Origin of the sequence: Pleurocapsa sp. PCC 7319, assembly GCF_000332195.1 — a bacterium.
Lineage (GTDB): Bacteria > Cyanobacteriota > Cyanobacteriia > Cyanobacteriales > Xenococcaceae > Waterburya.
In genome coordinates this window covers 2948543-2968791 of sequence record NZ_KB235922.1, presented here as the reverse complement: position 1 = coordinate 2968791, position 20249 = coordinate 2948543, and the positions used below count along the sequence as shown (strand labels likewise).

22 protein-coding genes and 1 pseudogene are annotated in these 20249 nt (G+C 36.9%); 9 read left to right on the top strand and 14 right to left on the bottom strand.

Annotated elements, in window-relative coordinates:
- Positions 1–33: 33 nt before the first annotated feature.
- Together PLEUR7319_RS0117455 and PLEUR7319_RS35835 are read left to right on the top strand one after the other, a co-directional pair.
- Positions 34–1830 carry an asparagine synthase-related protein gene (locus PLEUR7319_RS0117455; RefSeq protein WP_019506514.1) on the top strand — a complete coding sequence of 599 codons (1797 nt, stop codon included), beginning with the start codon at positions 34–36 and terminating at the stop codon, positions 1828–1830.
- A 217-nt stretch (positions 1831–2047) separates the two neighbouring features.
- On the top strand, positions 2048–2608 hold the full coding sequence (locus PLEUR7319_RS35835; protein ID WP_019506513.1) for a bifunctional 2-polyprenyl-6-hydroxyphenol methylase/3-demethylubiquinol 3-O-methyltransferase UbiG: 561 nt from the start codon (positions 2048–2050) through the stop codon (positions 2606–2608).
- 147 nt (positions 2609–2755) lie between these two features.
- On the opposite strand, the gene PLEUR7319_RS0117445 is transcribed toward PLEUR7319_RS35835, so the two are convergent.
- A complete protein-coding gene (locus PLEUR7319_RS0117445; protein WP_158441849.1) occupies positions 2756–3430 on the bottom strand; it encodes an aspartyl/asparaginyl beta-hydroxylase domain-containing protein in 675 nt (224 codons plus the stop codon).
- Positions 3431–4050: 620 nt separating this feature from the next.
- Between PLEUR7319_RS0117445 and PLEUR7319_RS0117440 the strand changes: the two genes are divergently transcribed.
- The 4 genes and pseudogenes from PLEUR7319_RS0117440 to PLEUR7319_RS35830 form a co-directional block, all read left to right on the top strand.
- A complete protein-coding gene (locus PLEUR7319_RS0117440; protein WP_019506511.1) occupies positions 4051–5613 on the top strand; it encodes an esterase-like activity of phytase family protein in 1563 nt (520 codons plus the stop codon).
- 311 nt (positions 5614–5924) lie between these two features.
- Entirely contained in the window at positions 5925–7385 is a 1461-nt protein-coding gene (locus PLEUR7319_RS0117435) for a pitrilysin family protein (RefSeq protein WP_019506510.1), read from the top strand.
- A 1466-nt stretch (positions 7386–8851) separates the two neighbouring features.
- Positions 8852–9127, top strand: a complete 276-nt coding sequence (locus PLEUR7319_RS0117430) for a hypothetical protein (protein WP_019506509.1) — start codon at positions 8852–8854, stop codon at positions 9125–9127.
- Between the two features lie 350 nt (positions 9128–9477).
- Positions 9478–9813: pseudogene (locus PLEUR7319_RS35830) on the top strand (ABC transporter ATP-binding protein); the annotation flags it as partial.
- Here PLEUR7319_RS35830 and PLEUR7319_RS0117420 read toward each other — a convergent pair.
- Entirely contained in the window at positions 9810–10571 is a 762-nt protein-coding gene (locus PLEUR7319_RS0117420) for an SDR family NAD(P)-dependent oxidoreductase (RefSeq protein WP_019506507.1), read from the bottom strand. The pseudogene PLEUR7319_RS35830 and the gene PLEUR7319_RS0117420 sit on opposite strands and share 4 nt — an antisense overlap.
- A gap of 163 nt (positions 10572–10734) precedes the next feature.
- Entirely contained in the window at positions 10735–10893 is a 159-nt protein-coding gene (locus tag PLEUR7319_RS41350; RefSeq protein WP_237743564.1) for a hypothetical protein, read from the bottom strand.
- 77 nt (positions 10894–10970) lie between these two features.
- On the opposite strand from PLEUR7319_RS41350, the gene PLEUR7319_RS41665 reads away from it, so the two are divergent.
- Together PLEUR7319_RS41665 and PLEUR7319_RS40775 are read left to right on the top strand one after the other, a co-directional pair.
- On the top strand, positions 10971–11795 hold the full coding sequence (locus PLEUR7319_RS41665; protein WP_019506506.1) for an IS110 family transposase: 825 nt from the start codon (positions 10971–10973) through the stop codon (positions 11793–11795).
- Positions 11796–11903: 108 nt separating this feature from the next.
- On the top strand, positions 11904–12080 hold the full coding sequence (locus PLEUR7319_RS40775) for a hypothetical protein (protein WP_019506505.1): 177 nt from the start codon (positions 11904–11906) through the stop codon (positions 12078–12080).
- A 229-nt stretch (positions 12081–12309) separates the two neighbouring features.
- Here the strand turns inward: PLEUR7319_RS40775 and PLEUR7319_RS0117410 are convergent, their stop codons facing one another.
- The 6 genes from PLEUR7319_RS0117410 to PLEUR7319_RS0117385 all read right to left on the bottom strand — a co-directional run bounded on the left by PLEUR7319_RS0117410 (position 12310) and on the right by PLEUR7319_RS0117385 (position 17804).
- The gene (locus PLEUR7319_RS0117410) at positions 12310–13134 is read right to left on the bottom strand and encodes an ABC transporter ATP-binding protein (protein WP_019506504.1); all 825 of its coding nucleotides are present in this window, start codon (positions 13132–13134) and stop codon (positions 12310–12312) included.
- Positions 13135–13160: 26 nt separating this feature from the next.
- Positions 13161–13757 (bottom strand): cysteine hydrolase family protein, encoded by a 597-nt coding sequence (locus PLEUR7319_RS0117405; protein WP_026102592.1) that lies wholly within the window; start codon positions 13755–13757, stop codon positions 13161–13163.
- A gap of 122 nt (positions 13758–13879) precedes the next feature.
- Positions 13880–14695 carry an ABC transporter permease gene (locus PLEUR7319_RS0117400; RefSeq protein WP_019506502.1) on the bottom strand — a complete coding sequence of 272 codons (816 nt, stop codon included), beginning with the start codon at positions 14693–14695 and terminating at the stop codon, positions 13880–13882.
- A 10-nt stretch (positions 14696–14705) separates the two neighbouring features.
- Complete coding sequence (locus PLEUR7319_RS0117395; protein ID WP_019506501.1) at positions 14706–15737, bottom strand: ABC transporter substrate-binding protein; 1032 nt, start codon at positions 15735–15737, stop codon at positions 14706–14708.
- Positions 15738–15930: 193 nt separating this feature from the next.
- Positions 15931–16926: a fatty acid desaturase gene (locus PLEUR7319_RS0117390; RefSeq protein ID WP_019506500.1), complete on the bottom strand. Its 996-nt coding sequence runs from the start codon at positions 16924–16926 to the stop codon at positions 15931–15933.
- A 35-nt stretch (positions 16927–16961) separates the two neighbouring features.
- A complete protein-coding gene (locus tag PLEUR7319_RS0117385) occupies positions 16962–17804 on the bottom strand; it encodes a polysaccharide deacetylase (RefSeq protein ID WP_019506499.1) in 843 nt (280 codons plus the stop codon).
- 190 nt (positions 17805–17994) lie between these two features.
- Here PLEUR7319_RS0117385 and PLEUR7319_RS0117380 point away from each other — a divergent pair, with 190 nt between their 5' ends.
- Positions 17995–18474, top strand: coding sequence for an Lrp/AsnC family transcriptional regulator (locus PLEUR7319_RS0117380; RefSeq protein ID WP_019506498.1), 480 nt, complete (start codon positions 17995–17997; stop codon positions 18472–18474).
- A gap of 135 nt (positions 18475–18609) precedes the next feature.
- Here the strand turns inward: PLEUR7319_RS0117380 and PLEUR7319_RS0117375 are convergent, their stop codons facing one another.
- From PLEUR7319_RS0117375 to PLEUR7319_RS0117350, 5 genes are all read right to left on the bottom strand, one after another.
- Positions 18610–18999: a type II toxin-antitoxin system death-on-curing family toxin gene (locus PLEUR7319_RS0117375; protein ID WP_019506497.1), complete on the bottom strand. Its 390-nt coding sequence runs from the start codon at positions 18997–18999 to the stop codon at positions 18610–18612.
- On the bottom strand, positions 18999–19220 hold the full coding sequence (locus PLEUR7319_RS0117370) for an AbrB/MazE/SpoVT family DNA-binding domain-containing protein (RefSeq protein ID WP_019506496.1): 222 nt from the start codon (positions 19218–19220) through the stop codon (positions 18999–19001). The genes PLEUR7319_RS0117375 and PLEUR7319_RS0117370 overlap by 1 nt, the downstream gene beginning before the upstream one ends.
- 208 nt (positions 19221–19428) lie before the next feature.
- Positions 19429–19752, bottom strand: coding sequence for a type II toxin-antitoxin system HicB family antitoxin (locus PLEUR7319_RS0117360; protein ID WP_019506494.1), 324 nt, complete (start codon positions 19750–19752; stop codon positions 19429–19431).
- Between the two features lie 29 nt (positions 19753–19781).
- Positions 19782–20000 (bottom strand): type II toxin-antitoxin system HicB family antitoxin, encoded by a 219-nt coding sequence (locus tag PLEUR7319_RS0117355; RefSeq protein ID WP_019506493.1) that lies wholly within the window; start codon positions 19998–20000, stop codon positions 19782–19784.
- Positions 19993–20205 (bottom strand): type II toxin-antitoxin system HicA family toxin, encoded by a 213-nt coding sequence (locus tag PLEUR7319_RS0117350; RefSeq protein ID WP_019506492.1) that lies wholly within the window; start codon positions 20203–20205, stop codon positions 19993–19995. Before PLEUR7319_RS0117350 ends, PLEUR7319_RS0117355 begins: the two co-directional genes overlap by 8 nt.
- Between the last annotated feature and the right edge of the window lie 44 nt (positions 20206–20249).

Genomic DNA, 20249 nt, shown 5'->3' with positions numbered 1-20249 from the left:
TAATTCAAATCAAATTTTAGATTGAGAAACATTATGATCAATGATATATTTGCCATTATTGATTGGAGTAAGAAAAACTCATTACATGCTTTGGTTGACAGTTCTTGTAAAAATATCAGTTTCTCTGATAATTATTTAACAGAAATTATTCTAGATAAACCAGAAATTTGTTTTAGTGGTATCCGTAAGAAACAATTAAATAAAAATTCTAATTATTGGCACTGTGGCGAACGAGACTTTATTTTACATGGCAATATCTGTCAGGGTTTTAAGATAGATTCTAGCTGGGTAAATATAGACTTTAGTCAGCATGTTGATCGCGTTTTTGATGGTATTTATAATCTTTTGATTTGGGATAATCGCGATCAATCTTTATTTATTTCTTCCGATTATTTGAGTGCTAAGTCACTCTATTATTGGCGAGACAAGGAAATAGTTGTTATTTCTAGTAATCTTAAAGCATTTCGTTTGTTACCATTTATACCGCAAAAACTCAATCCACAGGTTTTAGCTACTACTCTCGCTCTTTCCCATCCCCTTAGTTGCGATACTTTGCTGGAAGGAGTTCAAGCTCTTCCGATTAATAGTGCTACGGTTTTTAGGCGGGACAAAACAGAATTTTTGGCGAGAACCTACGAGCAATCTAGAAACGCAAAATCTTTAGCTACAGAAACTGAATTAATCACTAACTTAGATAGTTTAATAGCGCAATCTACTAAAACCTGGTTAGGAGATCGTCAACATGCCCTTATTTCTTTGTCAGGAGGTCTAGATTCGCGAATTTTGCTTGGTTACCTGAAACACCTAGAAATTGAAATTACCGCAGCCACTTGGGGCGAACCAGGAAGTGATGACTTCCGACTGGGAATAGAATTAGCAGAGGCCACTCAAACTAAATATCTTACTTATATATTGACAGAACAATCTGCGATCGCCGAAGAGGATTTAAAATTTCCTGCTTGGTGGACTGAATCTTTTAGTGTCAATAACGTTCCTTTTTATTGGCGGGGTTGGTTAGATCTATTACAGACTCAACAATTACCCGTTATTCACGGATTTTTAGGAGGTCCTTTGGGAGGAGGACGTTTACTACAGTGGGGCGTATCGCCCAACCATTTAGCTCGCGAAGTAGATGAAAGAGTAATTGATGAACTAAGAACCTGGGGGAATAATGTTGCACCAAATATACTAACTGAGTTTTCTACACCTCTATTTAAAGAGTTCCTCACCGAAGGTATTGCCGAGAGTTTAGTGGCATCTTTTTCTGACTTGCCACAACAATTTGTTTATCAGCGTTTGATGTGTCTGGATTTTTACTATCGTCAAAGACGCTATCTTGCTAATGCGGTTTCTAAAATTATTGGCACATTTTTACCAACTATGTTGCCTTTTTATACTAAAGACAATCTCGATTTTGTTTTACAGTTGCCCCTAGAATTAATTTTAGATAGAAAAATTTTCAGAAAACTACTTTTAAAGCAATTTTCTACTCTAGCAAGTTTTCAAGAAGCAGATAAAGGTAAACTACCTATCTATTCTAATCCCACTAGTAAATATATAGATAACCTAAAAAATAATCGTTATGCGTGGTTTCTATTTCCTAAATTAAAACCACGACGGTCAGGAGCAATTTTTAGTATGTTGCTCGATAAGCATTTGCCTATTTTTATAAATACTTTAATAAATTCTAGTACTATTTTAAATGATTATCTAGATATAGAGGGTATAGTCGCCAAGCTCAAATCAGGAGAAATATCTGGTCGTGATCGCGATCAAATTATGAGACTTTTTAATATAAGTGTCTTTGTAAATCGCTATTTTAAATGCTAAATGACAGCCAAGATAAATTATCAATAACTATACTAATAAATTAATCAATTAAATAACTATAAATATCTGTTCTTTAAACTAAAGTTTAATCTGTGAAAGTCGTCGACCGATAAATATATATTAGTTATTTAATTATGCTAGTAATAGCCAATTCAGGTAAAGTTAATTCACCCAGAGTAAACATAGATTTACTTAAAGTTAAAACCCAATTAAGAAAATGTTGACAACAGTAAAAGGTAAGATCAAAAAGTTTTTGCGAATTAATCAAGGTAATAAAAATAGATATTGGAACGGTCGCAAGAATAGAATTTATTATCAGCAAGCACTGACATTTGCTAAGCAATATGCGCCTGATGCCAAAACAGTAATTGACGTAGGACCTCACAATACACAATTTTTATCACGGGTAGATTGGGTTTCATCTAAAACAGCGATCGATCTTAAGCATATGCCATCATTACCAGGTACAAATAACATACAAGGTGACTTTCTAGAATTTGTACCAAAAGATACTTTTGATTTAGTTTTTTGTCTTCAGGTCCTTGAACATCTAGAATCTCCGACATTATTTGCTCAAAAGCTACTGGAGACAGGGAAAATAGTAGTTATTTCTGTTCCTTATCAATGGCCCCCAGGAACTCGCAAAAACCATATACAAGATCCTGTCGATGAAAATAAGCTTCTTAGCTGGACTAAGAAACCCTGGTTAGAAAAAGCTATTATAACTGATGACTTACCACGTCTTGTTGCAGTTTTTGAAGGGACAAACAAGAATTAGTTGTGAATAATTTTCTCTGTTTTTTTCTATTTAAATCATCAAAAATAGCAGCGTTTAAAATTGTTTATGAAATCTCGTAGTGGCAATTAATAAATTGTCACTACGAGCTGAGTTCTCTATTTTACTTTATTTTCTACCAACTTCCTACTAATTATTGGCCCGCTCAATTTTTTGCCAATATTTGGAATAAGTTTTTTTACAAAGCTTCCTTAATATCAAACGCTTGTACTGTTCTTGAAGAAAAGTACTAGGAAATAAAGACCTTAAATCATCATTAGGAATCAAATCTATGACCAAATGAATTCTTCTTTTATTCCAGTTATTCTTAACTCTATGAGGAAAAGAAAAATCTCCATAATAAATATTACCAGGTTGCCATTGACAAACATTGTGACAAATTTTAAATTCTACTTTTGGACTGGTAATAACTGGAATATGAAACCTCGAAGAAGTAGAGTTAACAATTTTATCGATACTCCCTGTGCCATCAAAATGCCATTTGATTTCATGATTTGGCTCTAAGGATAAAAATCTAACTCTTTTTTTCTTAGCAGGTAATTTGTCAAGAAGTTCTCTGATATACGGACAAAATTGTAAAGCGGAAGTAGCAACATAAGGTTTACCAACTTTGTTAATGTGCCTATCCTCATTTACATCACCACCGCTGGTAATTAATCCAATTGATTTCCACCCTCCATTATGATGTTCTTTAACAGAGTGCGGTACACCTGAGAAAATTGAAGATACAGCTTGAAAATCAGATAGTATTTTTTCTGCTTCTATCCTAATTGGAAGTTTGACATTTAGTTGAACTTGAGTCATTAAAGTCAATAATTCAAATATTTGGGACATAATCTATTTGTTACCAAGATGATGTTACTTAAAGCCTTAAAAATATAATATCTAAATAAAATTTATTTGTAATAAATTTTATAACAATCAAATTACTTTTATCTAACTTTCAAGATTTTTTATATATACAAAAATGCATAATACTTAATTTCAAAAACTATAAATTTCTATATTTTATTTATAAGTAAAACCTCAATATATATAGCTATTTTTTATTCTAAAAAAACTAAATTTTAATAAGGATAGTTTACTAAGCTTTGTTCGAGAAAGCTGAAAATTATCTATTAGGAACTTAACCTGATCAATCAGATAGAAAGTGTACTCTTTAAATCGTTAGCGATCGCACAAATCTTATATATAGCTTCAAAAAATCGAAAACCCTATCATTGTTATCAGTTTATGACATAGTAGTTCTACTATTAGTTTGCTCAGTTAGAAATAATGATTAAATCTACTAACTTCGATTTCCAAATTTAATTCCAAATCTTTAACTCCGAACTATTTTTACATCCATTTTTACATCCATCAAATCAATCTTGACAGACTCATAGTATATTTATTTATATCAATCGAAAAAAGCGCTCATTATAATGACCACATTAATACAAACAATTGATACATCTTTGTTTTCACCACCCAGTCCAGATCCAGCAGGGATAGTTTTTCTAGAAGATTCTAATAGCTTTTTATTAATTTCCGATTCTGAAGTCGAAGAAACACCTATTTTTGCTGGAGTAAACCTTTTTACCACCAATTTAGATGGTAATGTAACTAATACTGGAGACACATTAAGTTTTTCGGCAGAACCTACTGGATTAAGCTACGATTCCGCTAACGATATTTTATTTGTTTCGGACGATGCTAATCAAAGGATCTATCAAGTCACTTCTGGCAATGATGGCATCTTTGGGACATCGGACGATAATTTAATTGACGAATTGGCCACCGGGTCTATCGGAAGAACTGACCCTGACCCTTTTGGAAGTGGTGACCCTGAAGATGTTGCTTTTCGTCCTGGGTCGGGAACCCTCTTTATTTCTGAAGGGATAAATCATCGGATTTATGAAGTTAATACTGACGGTAATTTGATCAGTAGTTTTGATACGACTGATTTTGGTCTATTTGATCCCGAAGGTATTGAATTTAACCCAGAAAGCGGTAATTTTTTCATTGTTGGTGAGCCTACAGATGAATTGTTTGAAGTTACTGCCGATGGCAATTTAGTACAAAGAATAAATATTAATGAAGCTAATCCCGTACAACCTGCTGGAGTTACCATTGCACCTAGCAGTGACAATACTGCTAATAGAAGTCTTTATATAGCCGATCGCGGTATTGATGAAAGTGTAGATATCAATGAAAACGATGGCAAAGTTTACGAGTTTGCTCTAGAAGAAACTATTTTTGCTACAGTTCGCGACACCGTTAATTTAAATGGAAATACCTTCAATGATGAAGATGTTTTTGCTTATAATGCTCGCACGGGAACATGGTCTCAATACTTTGATGGTTCTGACGTTGGTTTGAGTAGTGGAGATCTTGACGCTATTCATTTAAATGATGATGGAAGCCTTTTATTTAGTTTAAATGCATCAAATAACACAGTCTCTGGTATTGGTAATGTTGATGATTCTGATATAGTTCGCTTTATTCCCACTTCGACAGGTACCAATACTGCTGGCAATTTTGAACTTTACTTTGACGGTTCTGATGTAGGGCTAACTCAGGGTGGTGAAGACATTGATGCAATTTCAATCCATTCAGATGGCGATATATTCATTAGTACCAATGGTTTTTTTGATGTTGAGTTTGGAACGGTAACAGGTGAGGACAAAGATGTACTTCGATTTTCTCCTGATAGTCTAGGTTCTTTGACCAGCGGTAATTGGTCTTTATATTTAGACGGCTCTGATGTGGGTTTGAGCGGCAGCAACGAAGATATCAAAGGATTATCGATTTACGATGATGATGAAATTGTTGTTAGTAGTCTTAGTGACTTTGCTGCTAATGATGTAACTGGTAATGGTAGCGATCTGTTTTCCTTCAAATCTACAACACTTGGAGATAATACTAGTGGTATTTTTTCCCTATTCTCAGATGGTGCGGCGAACGGATTTGGTAATCAAGTAATTGCTGATTTCACTATTGTCTAGCAGTTTGTCGGAGAAAAATTTATGCTAAGTAGCCCAATTGGTGATCGCTCAAAAAATCAAACTCGTCTATCAAAGTACCCTAGTTTAAATCAATCTCAGATTTTTTAAAAACTTACATAACACAATACTCCGAACAGTTTTTATTTAGACGCTTTACTACTGTCCTTCGGGTGATCGCGCAAAATACATAAATAGCGGAACAAAGTACCTAAACTATTTGCAGATTCGATCTCTGTCAGATTTTCTCGACCCACGCTCACTTAATTCTTGAAGATAAAATAGTAAAGCTCTTTAATTTATAAGGTTTATAGATGAGTAAAAAACTATTTTCCTGGCTAAGTTTAGCATTACTTACAATTCTATTATCATTTACTATTCGCCTTCCTGCTATTGCGGATACTCCTAAACACTATACAGAATTAGAATTTTCTCCTCTCCCAGAAATTCAACTACCTGAATACGATCGCTATGAGTTAGATAACGGCATGGTAGTCTATCTCTTAGAAGATCGGGATTTACCACTCATTAATGGGACAGCTATAATTCGTACTGGTTCGCGTTTTGAACCTGCCAACAAAGTGGGGCTAGCTAGTTTAACAGGCACAGTGATGCGTAGTGGAGGAACGCAAAATCATTCCCCAGCGGAATTGAATTCAATTCTAGAACAAAAAGCAGCTAGTGTAGAAACCAGTATCGATATTAGTTCTGGTAGCGCAACCTTTAGTACGCTCACCGAAGATTTGGATACTGTATTTTCTCTATTTACTGAAGTTTTACGTCAGCCAGCGTTTGACCCTGAAAAGCTGGCGATCGCTAAAAAACAGAGACAGGGGTCAATTGCTCGTCGTAACGATGATCCTAGAGAAATTGCTAGTCGTGAATTTGATAAAATAATTTACGGAGAAACTAGCCCTTATGCCCGTACTGTCGAGTATCAGACTCTAGCCAATATTTCTCGTCAAGATATTATAGACTTTTATCGAACCTATGTTCGTCCTGAAAGTATTATCCTCGGTATAGTAGGGGATTTTGATGCTGAAGACATGATTCAGCAAGTGCAAAATGCCTTTGGTGATTGGCAAGTCGATACCTCTCTACCTTCCTTAGAGCCGCCCGCAGCTAATCAAAAGTACGAACAGGGAATGTTTGTTGTTGATCGCCCCAAACTAACGCAAAGCAATATTTTTCTGGGTCATATCGGAGGTCAATTCAAGAGCCCTGATTACCCCGCCCTCAGTGTTCTAAACGAAGTCTTAAACGGCTTTGGGGGACGTTTATTTAACGAAGTGCGATCGCGTCAGGGTTTAGCTTATAGTGTATACGGTTCATGGAGTCCTCGCTATGACTTTGATGGTATATTCATCGCTGGAGGACAAACCCAAACCAATAACTCAGTTCCCTTTATTCAATCAATTATTACTGAGATTGAGAAGTTACGTACTAAGCCGATTTCTCAAAAAGAACTTGCCAATGCTAAAGAATCTATTCTCAACTCTTTTGTCTTTAATTTTCAAAGCCCTAATCAAACTTTATCTCGCATAATGCGTTATGACTATTTTGACTATCCTGAAGATTTTATATTTGAGTATCAAGAGCAAGTAACAAATACTACTCAGGAAAATATTTTAAATGTTGCTCAAGAATATCTTCAGCCAGATAAATTGGTTACTTTAGTTGTAGGAAACCATCAAGCAATAAATCCGCCTCTTAGTAGCTTGGAAAAAGAAATCAATATCGTAGATGTTTCAATTCCCCAAGCCAAACAAGGCTAAATAACGTCAGTTCGAGTTAAGACAATTAAGAGTGAGGTCAGCTCTAAGCTCCAAGAGTAGTGCATTAAATATGTGTGGGATAGGTGATTAATTTATGCCTACTCCAAGGAGCGAGCGCTAACCCTGCTCTAATCGCAGCCGTATTTTTCTGAAGACTACGAACCTAAATCTTGAGTCATGCCATCCAACAGTCTCCTAACATTAATTTGTCTTGGAGGCAATAATATCGTTGACTTCCTTTAATGGGTATTCCGTACTCATGAGCCTTGTGATGACTACAAAGAGAGTATTCCATAAATAGTAAAGCGGCAGAGCCGCAGCTATAAGCTGTAAGCTGTAAGCTGTAAGCCAATTAGAAGAGGCTTTAACCTCTCCTAATTGTAGACCACCAAACTTCGTTTGCTGGGGGCATTAAACCCGATAGCTATAAGCTGTTAGCCGTTTACCAAGCGTAAACTTTAGAGCTTAAAGCTTAAGGCTTAGAGCTTAAAGCTTTTTAAGGTAATGATTAGTTTTTCTCCGTCATCGTACCAATCCCAAACTTTTTTGATGCACTATCGTATAGAGTTGTGGGAAGAGACATTTTATTATACAGCTCTCTATTTCATCAACAATTTTTTAAACTACTTGAACTCCATACTGAGCTAAGAATAACGCTACCAAAGCAGATATTAAGCTGGATAATACTTACTACTTTGAGCCAGTAAATCTAGCAGAACCTAGACGATAGTCCCCAGAAGATAAATCATAATTAGTCTACTAAAGATAGGAAATAAATATTTATTTTAGATACAGTTTACCTAAATCAAATAAAGAAGATAGCAAAATAAAGAAAGCTAATAGTAGATGGTGAAAGAAAAAGTTTGAATCAAGCAAATTAATCTCAGATTTAAAGCAGATCTAATCCTTCTAATTTTAGCGAGGTAGAACAGGAAATTATCAAACCGTTATTCTCAGAAGAAAAAAAAGCTTGAGCACAAACAAGCAGCCTCCCTGAGAGAGATAGTTAACTCGATATTTTACTTATGAGAAGAAGGGTGTCAATGGCGATCGCCTATACATAATTTTTCTTACTAGTCAACAGCAAGAATCTATTTTGACCAGTAGAAAAAAAATAAAAGTTGGGACTCAATTAAACAAAGTTCTACGAGCTAGATAAGTTACATATTTTGTAGTTTGCTATATTTCCTTAAATAAAATCAACTAGAAATAACTGTAAAAAATCTTGTACTTATAGCTGTAAAATATTAAATGAGGAGTTATATAATTCAAGTTCAACTCTCGAAATATGTGTGATATCCCAATTTCTCAAGATTTCAAAGTGAATTCACACATTATTTACATAAATACCCGAACAATTACGTAAACTTTATACCATGCCCATATATTCACGGATATACTGAATTTTAGGGAACAACAACAAACGCCAGTTATTCTGTCATACAAATTAGTACACAAATAAGTTCATGGAAGATATCAATAACTACATCGCATCTATTCAGCAAGAAATCGTGGCTGAAGAAAAAACAGTAAAAGTTGCCAGGCTAATCATTTTATTAATTAAAATTGAAAAAGAGTTGGCTACAGTAAAAGCAACTTTGACTAAACTACAAAACCATCAAAAAAAATACAATAAAAATTCTCGATTGTCAGAGCAAATTGAGCAGAAAATAGCTACTGTGGAACGTTTATCGGCTAAAATTAGTAAGGCGAGATTAAATCTCAACTATTATTTTATTTAGTACATATCATTGCCTGAATTATTGGTTGGATTTCCGTAAATTATCGAGCTAAATTTAGCTGTTAAAAAGCTTGTCACTACTTTATTTCATTGAGTACATAGATAAAAAGTAAATTATATATAGCAATATAAAATAAGATAATTCATAATATTTCTGTTAAAAGTAGATGTCAAATAAGTGCTTGCGCAATAAATTAATAATCTTGATTTTAAAAGATTCTCAACTGTTGTGATTTGATTTGAATTAGCGATTGCGCGGAGCGCACCAGCAAAGCTGATTGGGCTCCGCCCACCGCCAGAGGCGATCGCTATAAAAAAATCAAGCAGACACCTCCTTGCGTTGTTTAGCAAATAATCAATTCTCCTTCAGTATTATTAATGGATGAGCCGTTTAGTGCGTTAGACGCTCAAACTCTCCACATGATGCAAGAGTTGTTAATGGAGATTTGGCAAGATTTTAAAACTACGGTTATTTTTGTCACCCACGATATTGAAGAGGCTGTCTTACTAGGCGATCGCATTTTAGTTATGGGAGTCAATCCAGGACATATCAAAGAAGATATCGCGATCAATCTCCAACGTCCTCGTCACATTGATGACACTCTTATTCCAGAATTTATTCAAATCAGCCGTCAAGTTTTGGCAACTATTCGCGAGGAAACTTTGAAAAGTATGGAATTAAGTTAGATTGTTGTCTTGCCTCCATCAGCGACGATCGCAGCACCGTGAACAAACTGGGCATCATCACTAGCTAAGAACAAAGCAACTTTAGCAATATCTTCGGCAGTACCAAGATTGCCAGCAGGAATAGAATTGATCGCAGCTTGAGCTTCTGCTTTGGGGTCAGTTGCTAAATCAAATTCTGCCCTTAGCATGGGCGTATCGATCGGCCCTGGACAAAGAGCATTAATCCTAATTCCTTGTGCGCTCCATTCAGCAGATAAAGCCCTGGTCATAGCAACTACAGCCCCTTTTGTACCGCAATAGGCACTGTATAATGGCTGTCCTACTAATGCTAATTCTGAAGCCGTATTAATAATAATTCCTTTCTTCTGTTGACTCATTTGAGCGATCGCGTGTTTGCAACCAAAGAAAACACCTTTAAAATTAATCCCAATCAGACGATCTAAGTCTGCCTCAGTGATTTCTATCATCGGTTTGATAATCGAGATTCCTGCATTGTTGTGCATAAGATCCAAACGACCATAGATTGATACCGTTTTGGCGATTGCATCTTTTACTTGTGCTTCTTGACTGACATCAACTTGTAACGCCTGACACTTTCCCCCTACTCTCTCAATTAATTCTTGAGTAATTAAGGCCTCTGCTTGATTAATATCTGCAGCTATGACAATTGCCCCTTCTGCGGCAAAACATTGGGCTGTAGCGCGTCCAATACCAGAACCTGCCCCAGTAATTAAAGCAATCTTATTTTTTAGCCTCATTAAAATCTATTTTTTATTCTTGCGTTACACAATCGAGAGATTATTTTAAAATTTATCAAATATTGAATAAATTTAAACAGCTTAGAGCTTAGAGCTATATGCGAAGCGGTTATCCGAAGGTGTATCCTTGTATCTTGAAATTAGGATTTTAAATCCTGATAGTTTAGAGAAGGTAGTAGACCGTGGTATCCTTGGTTGCTCGAAACCGTCCTAAAGCTGGGTCGCTACCAACTCTTCCTCCTCTAGTGAACTCAACAGCTTCAATAGCCTCAACGGGGGTTCCCCCCGCAACGGCTTTTCGCTCAAACAATCGCCTGGGCAAACTAAGCCCGTATTTTAGCAAGGAAGAGTCAAAGGAGCGAGAGAAACAATCAACATAATCACCACAGAGAAAAACTCATGAGTGAACAACAGTGGGTAGGAATAGATGTCTGTCAACAATATCTTGATGTCTACGTACGTCCATTAGGAAACCTATTTCAAGTAACAAATAATGAGGTAGGAATTAGTAAGCTAGTTCAAACTTTAAAAAACATCGAACCAAAATTAATTGTTTTGGAAGCAACGGGAGGTATGGAAATTGATGCCGTAATCAAGTTAACTGAGGCAAAACTTTCTGTAGCAGTAATCAATCCTCGTCAAGCCAGAGATTTTGCCAAAGCGACGGGAACACTAGCCAAAACCGATGCTATTGATGCTCAATTGTTGGCGCATTTTGCCGATGCGATACGTCCTCAAGTGAGACCAATAAGTGATGAATCTTCGCGCCAACTAGAAGATCTAGTAACTCGTCGCCGTCAAATTAGTGACATGATTACCGCCGAAAAAAATCGTCGTCGAGGTAAAACTAATTCAATTCAAGCCGATATTGACGAACACATTGAATGGCTCGAAAAGCGACTCAAAGAAATTGAATCCCAAATCAAATCAGCAATTGCGATTAATGAAGACTGGCAGCAAAAGATGAAATTGTTGACTAGTGTGCCTGGAGTCGGTGAAGTAGTAGCTGTGACTTTGATCTCATCTTTACCAGAATTAGGTACAATCTCGCATAAATCAATTTCCTACTTAGTTGGTGTAGCACCCCTAAACAGAGACAGTGGAAAGTTTCGAGGCAAGAGAAAAATTTGGGGTGGACGAGCTACAATTCGTTGTGTCTTGTATAGAACCCATTTGAGATCTCTGTCTGTAACCATAAGCATCCTGAAAACACTGTCACATTAAATGTTTCAAAATAGCTGGTTTAAACCTTATTTTATCGTTCAATAAATCAAAACAAGGAACTCTGAAATAACTGATTTTTCGTAGAAAAAGATCCCAAATGGGTTCTATATGGCGACTCTAGTGGCTGTTCGTTTTAATCCTGCTATCAAAGCTTTCTATGAGCGTTTGCTCAAAAAAGGGAAACTCAAAAAAGTTGCTTTGACTGCTTGTATGCACAAGCTTTTAATTTTGCTCAATGCCATGATGAGAAATAATCAAACCTGGCGACAAGAAGTTAGTCCGTAATTGGCAACCTCAAATCGTTTAGTTCAATGACCGCGATCGCTTTGATTTTGTCTTGTTTGCAGCAAGTTGTGACTGTGACGAGGGAATTTTCTTGCTTTATTTAGTCGTAGCGCGATCGCCTGAAAAAAACAAATTTAACTTGACATTCAAGACAATCGCTTTAGGAATCCTTTAGGACGAACAGAAGCATTTTGTAAGTCATACGTTAAATTAGCAACGCTTTTATTCCCTAACGCAGTGCCTGAAGTACCTGACGTTTATAGTTAATAAACTCTCCCGTAAGTTTAAGATCTAAATCCCGTTGAGTTGGCAGTTCGATCTTAATTGACTCTTGAATTCTACCTGGGTGTGCCGACATGACATATATTTTTTGTGCCAGAAAGATTGCTTCTTCCACATCATGGGTAATCATCAAGAGAGTAATATGAGTTTTATCCCATAGATCGTAAAGGAACTCCTGCATTTGCTCTTTCGTTTGAGCATCTAAAGCCCCAAAAGGCTCATCTAGCAGCAATATTTCTGGTTTATTAGCTAAAGCACGAGTGATCGCAACTCGTTGTTTCATGCCCCCTGAAAGCTGTTTAGGATAGGAATTGGCAAACTGAGTCAGACCGATAATTTCCAGATAGTAGCTAATAATTTCACGACGTTCAGCTTTGGAGATTTTTTTTAGATCCAAGCCAAAACCAATATTATCGGCAACAGTTAACCAAGGAAATAGGGTGTAATTTTGAAACACCATGCCCCGATTTGCCCCAGGTCCTAATAATTCTGTCCCATCAATAGCTACTTTACCTTTCGAGGGGGGCAACAATCCCGCAATAATGTTGAGTAAAGTCGATTTACCGCAGCCTGAAGCTCCCACAATACAGGCAAATTCATTGGGATAGATATCAAGATTAATTTTATCTAAGACTAGTAATTGCTGGCGACTATCTTTGTTTTTAGCAAAGCTTTTAGAAAGATTCGATACTTGCAATTTCGGCTCAAGAGAATCTAATTCCCCCAAACTCTGTTGAGCATTGGCAACCACTCGATCTGGTAATAAAGTCATAATAAATTTTCATATCGTTAGCAATATTAAACAGGCTGAACCGAAACCTTTGCAGCATCAATAAATACTTGACTGGAAATTAAGGAATCTTTTTGGAGATACTGCATTGCTTTGAGTGCTGCCTCATGAGCATCCCAATCCGAACCCGCACAACAATCTTCAATTACATAAAAGTGATAATCTCTCTGGTGAGCTTCGGCAACAGTGTAGTGGACGCAAACATTAGTCATCGTACCCATGACTACTAAGGTATCTATCTTCAAACCACGTAACAAGATTTCTAAATCCGTACCAAAAAAGCAACTGTAGCGTCTTTTGGCGATCGCATATTCCCCATCGCGAGGATACAGTTCGGGATGAAAATCTGTACCAACCCAGGTTTCTAGACAGTGGACTGGTTCTGTTCCATCCAATTCTCTGCCAAAATCTACCATCTCTTTACGATGGACTTCTTGGGTATGGATAATCGGTAAACCAATTTCTCTCGCTGCTGCCAACACTCGTTTGGCTTTAGGTAAAACGGCATCCGTACCGACTAGCTGTAATGCACCACCATTAAAGACATCAGCCTGAAAATCAATAATTAATAGTGCCGTGTGATCGCGATCTAAATTAAAATTCATTCTAATTACTTGTTGATGCATTGTATTAAATTAGAAAATAAACCAGATAATCTTCTCCTAGTCTCCCCGTCTCCTAGTCTCCCCATCAATCTCAGCAAGCAGATTAAATGCTTGACAGTTTACTATTCTGCCCAAGGTAGTGCCAGACGATATAAAACCTTGAAACTATAATCCAAAAGCAAGCCAATAATGCCAATAATTAGAATACAAAATAAAACCTTATCCGTACTGAGAAATCTTTGGGAATAAATAATCTTAAATCCCAAGCCATTTTGGGCAGCAATTAACTCAGAAATTACTAAAAAATTCCAGGCACCAGCAACATTAACCCGAAGGGTATCGATAATACTGGGAACAGCAGCAGGTAAAATTACCCGAAATAGTAGATTCATTCGATTTGCTCCCAAGGTATAAGCAGCATGCAACATTTCATTGGGGATAAACTTGACCGCATCGGCAATCATGATTGCGTTATAAAACACAATTCCTAGAAAAATAATTAGAATTTTAGAAACTTCTCCCAGACCAGCCCAAAGCACTATTAAAGGCATAAAAGCAGCAATGGGCATGTAACGCACCACCCCAACAATCGAGCCAAATAAACTTTCCATACTCTGGAACGTTCCCATCAAGATTCCTAGAGGAATTCCTATTAAGGCAGCAACTAAAAACCCTGCCAAAACTCGACCGCAACTAGCAGCAATATCGATAATTAAATCTTCCGATTTAAACATTTCAATACCCGCTTGCAACACTGCCGTTGGAGTTGGTAAAAACTGCGGATTTACCAATTTATTAAAGCTGAGATAAGACCAAATCAGTATTGGGATAATTAAGGCGATCGCTGTTAAAACTAACTTTAGCCAAATAGGAAAACTTTCACGAATACTCCAAAAAACTGAAGGCTGCAAGTATGTCTGGGATGGTTTGTCGATCATTACCTATTACCTACTTAGTTGCTTGAACCGATTGAATAAAAGTAGGATCGATATAATTTTCCATGTCGGGTACGGCTTTAATTTGTCCCTGTTCTACTAAGAAATCACCCATCGCCTTTAGGGGGTTCAAGATATAAATGTCACTACTAGCATCGGTTAACATTTCCAAGTTAGTTTCAACGCTAGGTAAACCAATACCCGCCAAGTCTGCATCCAAAGCTTCAGGAGTAACTTCTAAGTTGGCTGCGGCGATCGCGAGTGCTTCTTCTCGATTGGATTCAATAAAGCCTAGGGCTTTCGCAATACCATCGACAAAAGCTTGCACTGCTTCGGGATTCGCTTCGATGTATTCCGTGCCAAAACTATAAAAATCGGCGATCGCTGTAGGCATTTTAGAGGAGTCATAGATGATTCTGCCATCGGATTGCGCTTCATTTGCCTGAGATAAGAAAGGAGCAAAACTGCTGGCAATATCTACGTTACCTGCTTGATAGGCTGCGGCTGCTGTGGATGCATCCGCGTTGATAATCGTAATGTCTTTATCGGTTAATCCCGCTTCTTTTAATACCTGTAGTAAGAAAAAGTGTCCTACTGCGCCCTGTTCCACAGCAACTTTCTTACCTTTAAAATCGGCAATGTCGGCTACGCTATTGCGAGCTAAGATCCCATCTCCCCCTTGGGAATTATCCTGAACCATGACGACTTTAAAGTCTTTTCCTTTATCTGCCATCAGTACGGCTTCAGAAGTTACGGAGGAAATAGCCCCATCAATTCGATTGGCTAAAAATGCCGATATATAATCGGTATTTGCTCCAAATATTTGCAGATTAACATCCAAGCCATTCTCCTCAAAATAGCCTTTTTCTTGAGCTACATAAAAAGGTGTTAAACCAATCCAAGTCACCCCACCTAATGACATTTCCATTTCAGAAGCTTGAGCTATGGGAGCAGATATTCCTTGTAATAAAATACTCCCCGCTAATCCTGCCATCACGACAGTTGTCTTTTGAACCAAAGGAATAGAACTAATATTGATAGTCATAAATTTTTTTATAGTTAAGGAAAAAGTTAAGGAAAAATTTGCTCGGCTTTTTGCTAACCTTTAGCTGTCAGAATACTATTGATGATTTACCTCGAAATGTATCGAGTTAAACATAATTTGTGATCGCTTTATCTTGGGTTCTGATTTTGCATAAAAGTGATGCAAAAAGCAGATTTGTAATTTTAGATAGATTTTAGGAAGGAGTTAATAAAGAAACCCCAATACCGCCAGTAAAAGCTTCCACACCTGCATTTTCTAAATCCACATCTCCTTGTCCGCCAAATAAACGAGAGAGTCGAAAACGATGATAATTACCGATTAAAGTTGATAAAGGCAAAAGATTTTTCGCTTCATCGCCATAAAGACTCTGATGTAGTTCTGGCAGACGATACCAAGGACAACGCATATCGTGATGGTGGGCATTATGATAGCCAAAATTGAGATATAGTAGATTTAACCAGGGATATTTCGGTGAAACGAAGTTAGAAAAGGTATTTGCCTGTTCGTAAATGCGATCGCGCTTAGTAATCTCTCCCCCAGTAATGGCATATTCATAGGTGTGGTGAAAAGCATCAGCAAAACGAACCAAATTAACAAAACAAATATAGCTGAAAGTATAAAGTAGAAAGGCTTTCCAAGAAATAAAACCTAATAATATAAATAGACTGCTACGGTATGCCATAAGTCCTAAATTGCGCCAACGCAAATGCTTTTTTTCGGGATTCCTAAATGGTGCAACTATTAACCGCCAACGCATAATAAATTCAAAGGCAGGAAAATACGCCCATTCCAAAGCCACCAAAAGACTCCGAAGAGGAGGTGATAGCTCATTGCAAAATTTGGCAATATCGAAGGGCACAAAATCTGCATGATGGATGTGATGATTAATGTGGTGTTCCACCATGTCGTCATAGGGTGCATAGCAAGCCCCATTTATATGAGTAAATAACTTACCAAATAGTCTATTCAGATTTCGCTGCTTAAAAATATTGTCGTGGAGTAGTTCGTGAATTAGGTAAGCAGAAAGTACCAATCCATGAACCGTTAAAATCACCCCTGCTATATTAAATCGCCAATCATGATTTAGTAATAGAGCAATCCCCAATAAATAAATTGCACCGACATAAGTCACTACCAGACTACTAAGTAAGGCAGGATTAAACCCTATTGCTAAAGTATTCGTTTTCATGCAAATTATTTAAAAATCTATGATTTATTAATTAATCAACCAACTTCCGACATCGTCGCAGTCAAATTTTGTTTTTGATGATAGCGGGCAATTTCTCCACAGGTAGTTAACCAGACCCCATCGAGCGATCGCATATACTCAATCAGTTTTTCTAACATCAATACCCTAGCTGGACGACCAATTAACTCAGGGTGCATGGTCAGAATAAATGCTCTTCCATAATGGTGCATTCCTTCTACCTCTTCCTGCCATAGTTGCAAAGCTTTGGCACAGGTTTCTATGACTCCACTACCAATTTTCGGCTCCATATGAAATGCAAACTGTTCCCAATCATCATTTGTCCAGTGAGGGGGGATTTCGATCAAGTCACCTTTAGGAGTGGAGATAGTATAGGGCACATCATCATCCATTAATGAAGAGTCATAAACCATACCATGACTTGCCAAAAGTTCGGGAGTGCGGTCATTTACATCCCAAAGTGGCGCACGATAACCAATTGGTCTGGTGCCAGTGATTTTCTCTAAAATATCGCAGGTTTTAACTAAAGCAGTTTCTTCTTGAATTAAATCTAGACTGGATACTTTTTCGTGCAAATAGCCATGGACGCCAATCTCATGACCCTCATCGCTAATTCTTTTAACCAAATCTGGATATAATTCTGCGGTGTAGCCAGGGACAAAAAAAGTAGCTTGTACTGACTGTTTTTTGAGCATATCTAAAATGCGAGGTACCCCTGTTTTTGGTCCATATCGCGCCCAAGCGATCGCCGATAATCTTTGAGACATTTTCGGATCTTCTGCAAGTATGCCTGATTCTCCATCCACGTCAAAGCTAAGAACCGCAGCACAACGTCGATTTTCCGACCAATTATATGTCATTGTTCATAACCTACTTAATCAATACCGATTCAAAAACTCGAAGCAGTTACGCTTTTCTGTGTATTAAGTAATAAATTAGCTAAAAGCGTAATTATTAAATGTTGTTTTTGCTACAGAGCTAGTTTTATTATTTTCGATTGCTATTATCTGAAATAATATAGAAAATACTTGTTTTTATCTGAATAGAGCAATGAAAAGAGAATTAGAGTCTGAGCTAGAAAATTTAGAATTGGATTCTATTGATCGAGATATCATCGATTTGCTACGTACTGATGGACGAATGTCTTTTCGAGAAATCGCCAGACATTTAGACATTCCAGAAGCCACCACTCGCTATCGAGTACAGCGTCTTCTACAGTCAGAAACTATTGAGATATTGGCTCGACCCAATCCCGCTAAGATGGGAAAAACTAATATTATTATTCTCTGGCTGACAGTCGAAAATAGTTGTATTGAAACTGTGGCAGAAACTTTAACCCAGTTTGAAGAGGTAAGATTTGTCGCGATTACGGCTGGAAGCAACAACATCGTTATCGACGTTCATTGTGGGACACAAGAAAAGCTATTTCCTTTTTTTCAAAAGCTACACCAGATTAAAGGCATTATTAAATACGAATCCCAAACTATCTTAAAACTGCTCAAAGCTGAATATAAATACACTTTGAGTTAGATTCAAAAAAATAGTATTAATAAATATAAATTAGTCAAATCTTAAGTTGTAGGACAAAAGCTGCCTTTATAGTAAGTTGCAAGATCGATATTGGCGATCGCAGTCTCGATCTAGAAAATAGCGATCGCACACAGCTTAATTATCAAATGTAGAATTTTCTTTTAACCATAAGGTGATCGATTCCTGAGTTTCTCTATTCATAGTTAAACCTTCCATTTTGACCACTACTTCCATCTCGTCTACCTCCAGCCAATAGTTATTCAAACCCAGAAAAGTATACATGACCATAAAAGCAGTTCTTTTATTCCCATCAATGAAGGGGTGATTATTCGCTAAACCATAACCATATGCTGCTGCCAAATCGAAAATTCCTGGATCGCCATAAGCAAAAAGATGTTTTGGTCTAGCCAAACTCGCGCCTAATAAATTATTATCTCTGATACCTGGAGTTCCACCGTGTTGCGCTAGCTGATCTTCGTGGATAGCTAAAACTATTCTTTCTGCAACCCAAATCGGTTCTTTCATTAAGCCAATTCTTTCATTGCATTTCTATATTTGTGGCTACCCTTTTTATAGATAGACATAGCTTTCTCAAATTCTGGATCGTAAGCAGAAAGTTTTACCCCATCAGGAGTTTCTGTTACAAAAACCGTATCTCCTTCCTCAACTCGTAATTTTTCTAATACTTCTTTGGGGATTGTTGCGCCAAGAGAATTGCCAACTTTGCGGATTTTAATTTTATACATAGTTTTTGCTTGAGTAATACAAATATTATAACTCTAAGCAGAAAGCTAAAATGATTCAGAATGTATTGTCACATTTTTAAAATTATGACCGAAGAAAACAATAAAAAGCTATTTCTGATACAAGCTCCAGATTATAGTTACGATTTTGAATCTTTATTAGCTAAAACTGAAGACCATTTCAGCCGAATTTTAATTGTATCTAACTTATTTAAGCCAACTTGTCGCTAATCAAACGATTAAGACTGACATCTTGTTCGGCTGCTTCAATTGCCAGCATCCGATGACGTTCGGGAGTAATGCGAACTTGAAACTTACCACTATAGCTTTTCTCTGAAATTGGCGTTGGTATTTTTTCGCCTTCAGCTTCCATATCAGCAACAATATCTTTGACCAAGTTAGAAATTCCTTCTAGTGCTTTGAGATGATCTTCATCTAAATAAGAAAGACTGGGAAATTCGGCACATAGCCCAACAAATTCTTCGTCTTCTACTGACCAAACTACTCTATAGGCATAATGTTTGTGGTTAATCATTTTTGGTTGTCTCCAATTTGGCGATACAACTATGCAGAGTAGGCAACTTTAGGTGTGGGCAAAGATTCTCCTGTACTTTCATAGGATGTCATCAAAGATTCAAGAGCTTCTTTCCCATTAGCGAAAGCCTCATCATAAGTATCGCCATGAGTACGCCAATAGCTACCAGGAAAATCGGGAAATGCGACTAAAAAGCAATTATCTTCGTCACTCCACTGAATAATCATTTGATATTTTGCTTTATTCATTTTCCTTTCTTTTGCTTACTTCCTGAATAGCCTGTTTAATTTCTTTTTCTTGGTATGGTTTGGCATCACTACCATCCTTACCAGATATTGTAACTTTTCCAGAATAGAGAGGATGTACCCAGTTTGTATGGCTACCTTTTCCTGGTAGTTTTTGAAAACCTGCTTTTTGCAATATTTTCTTTAACTCTCTAATTTTCTTTGGCATATATCCATGATTTTAATTGAATGGATAAGTTAATTTTACGCTAT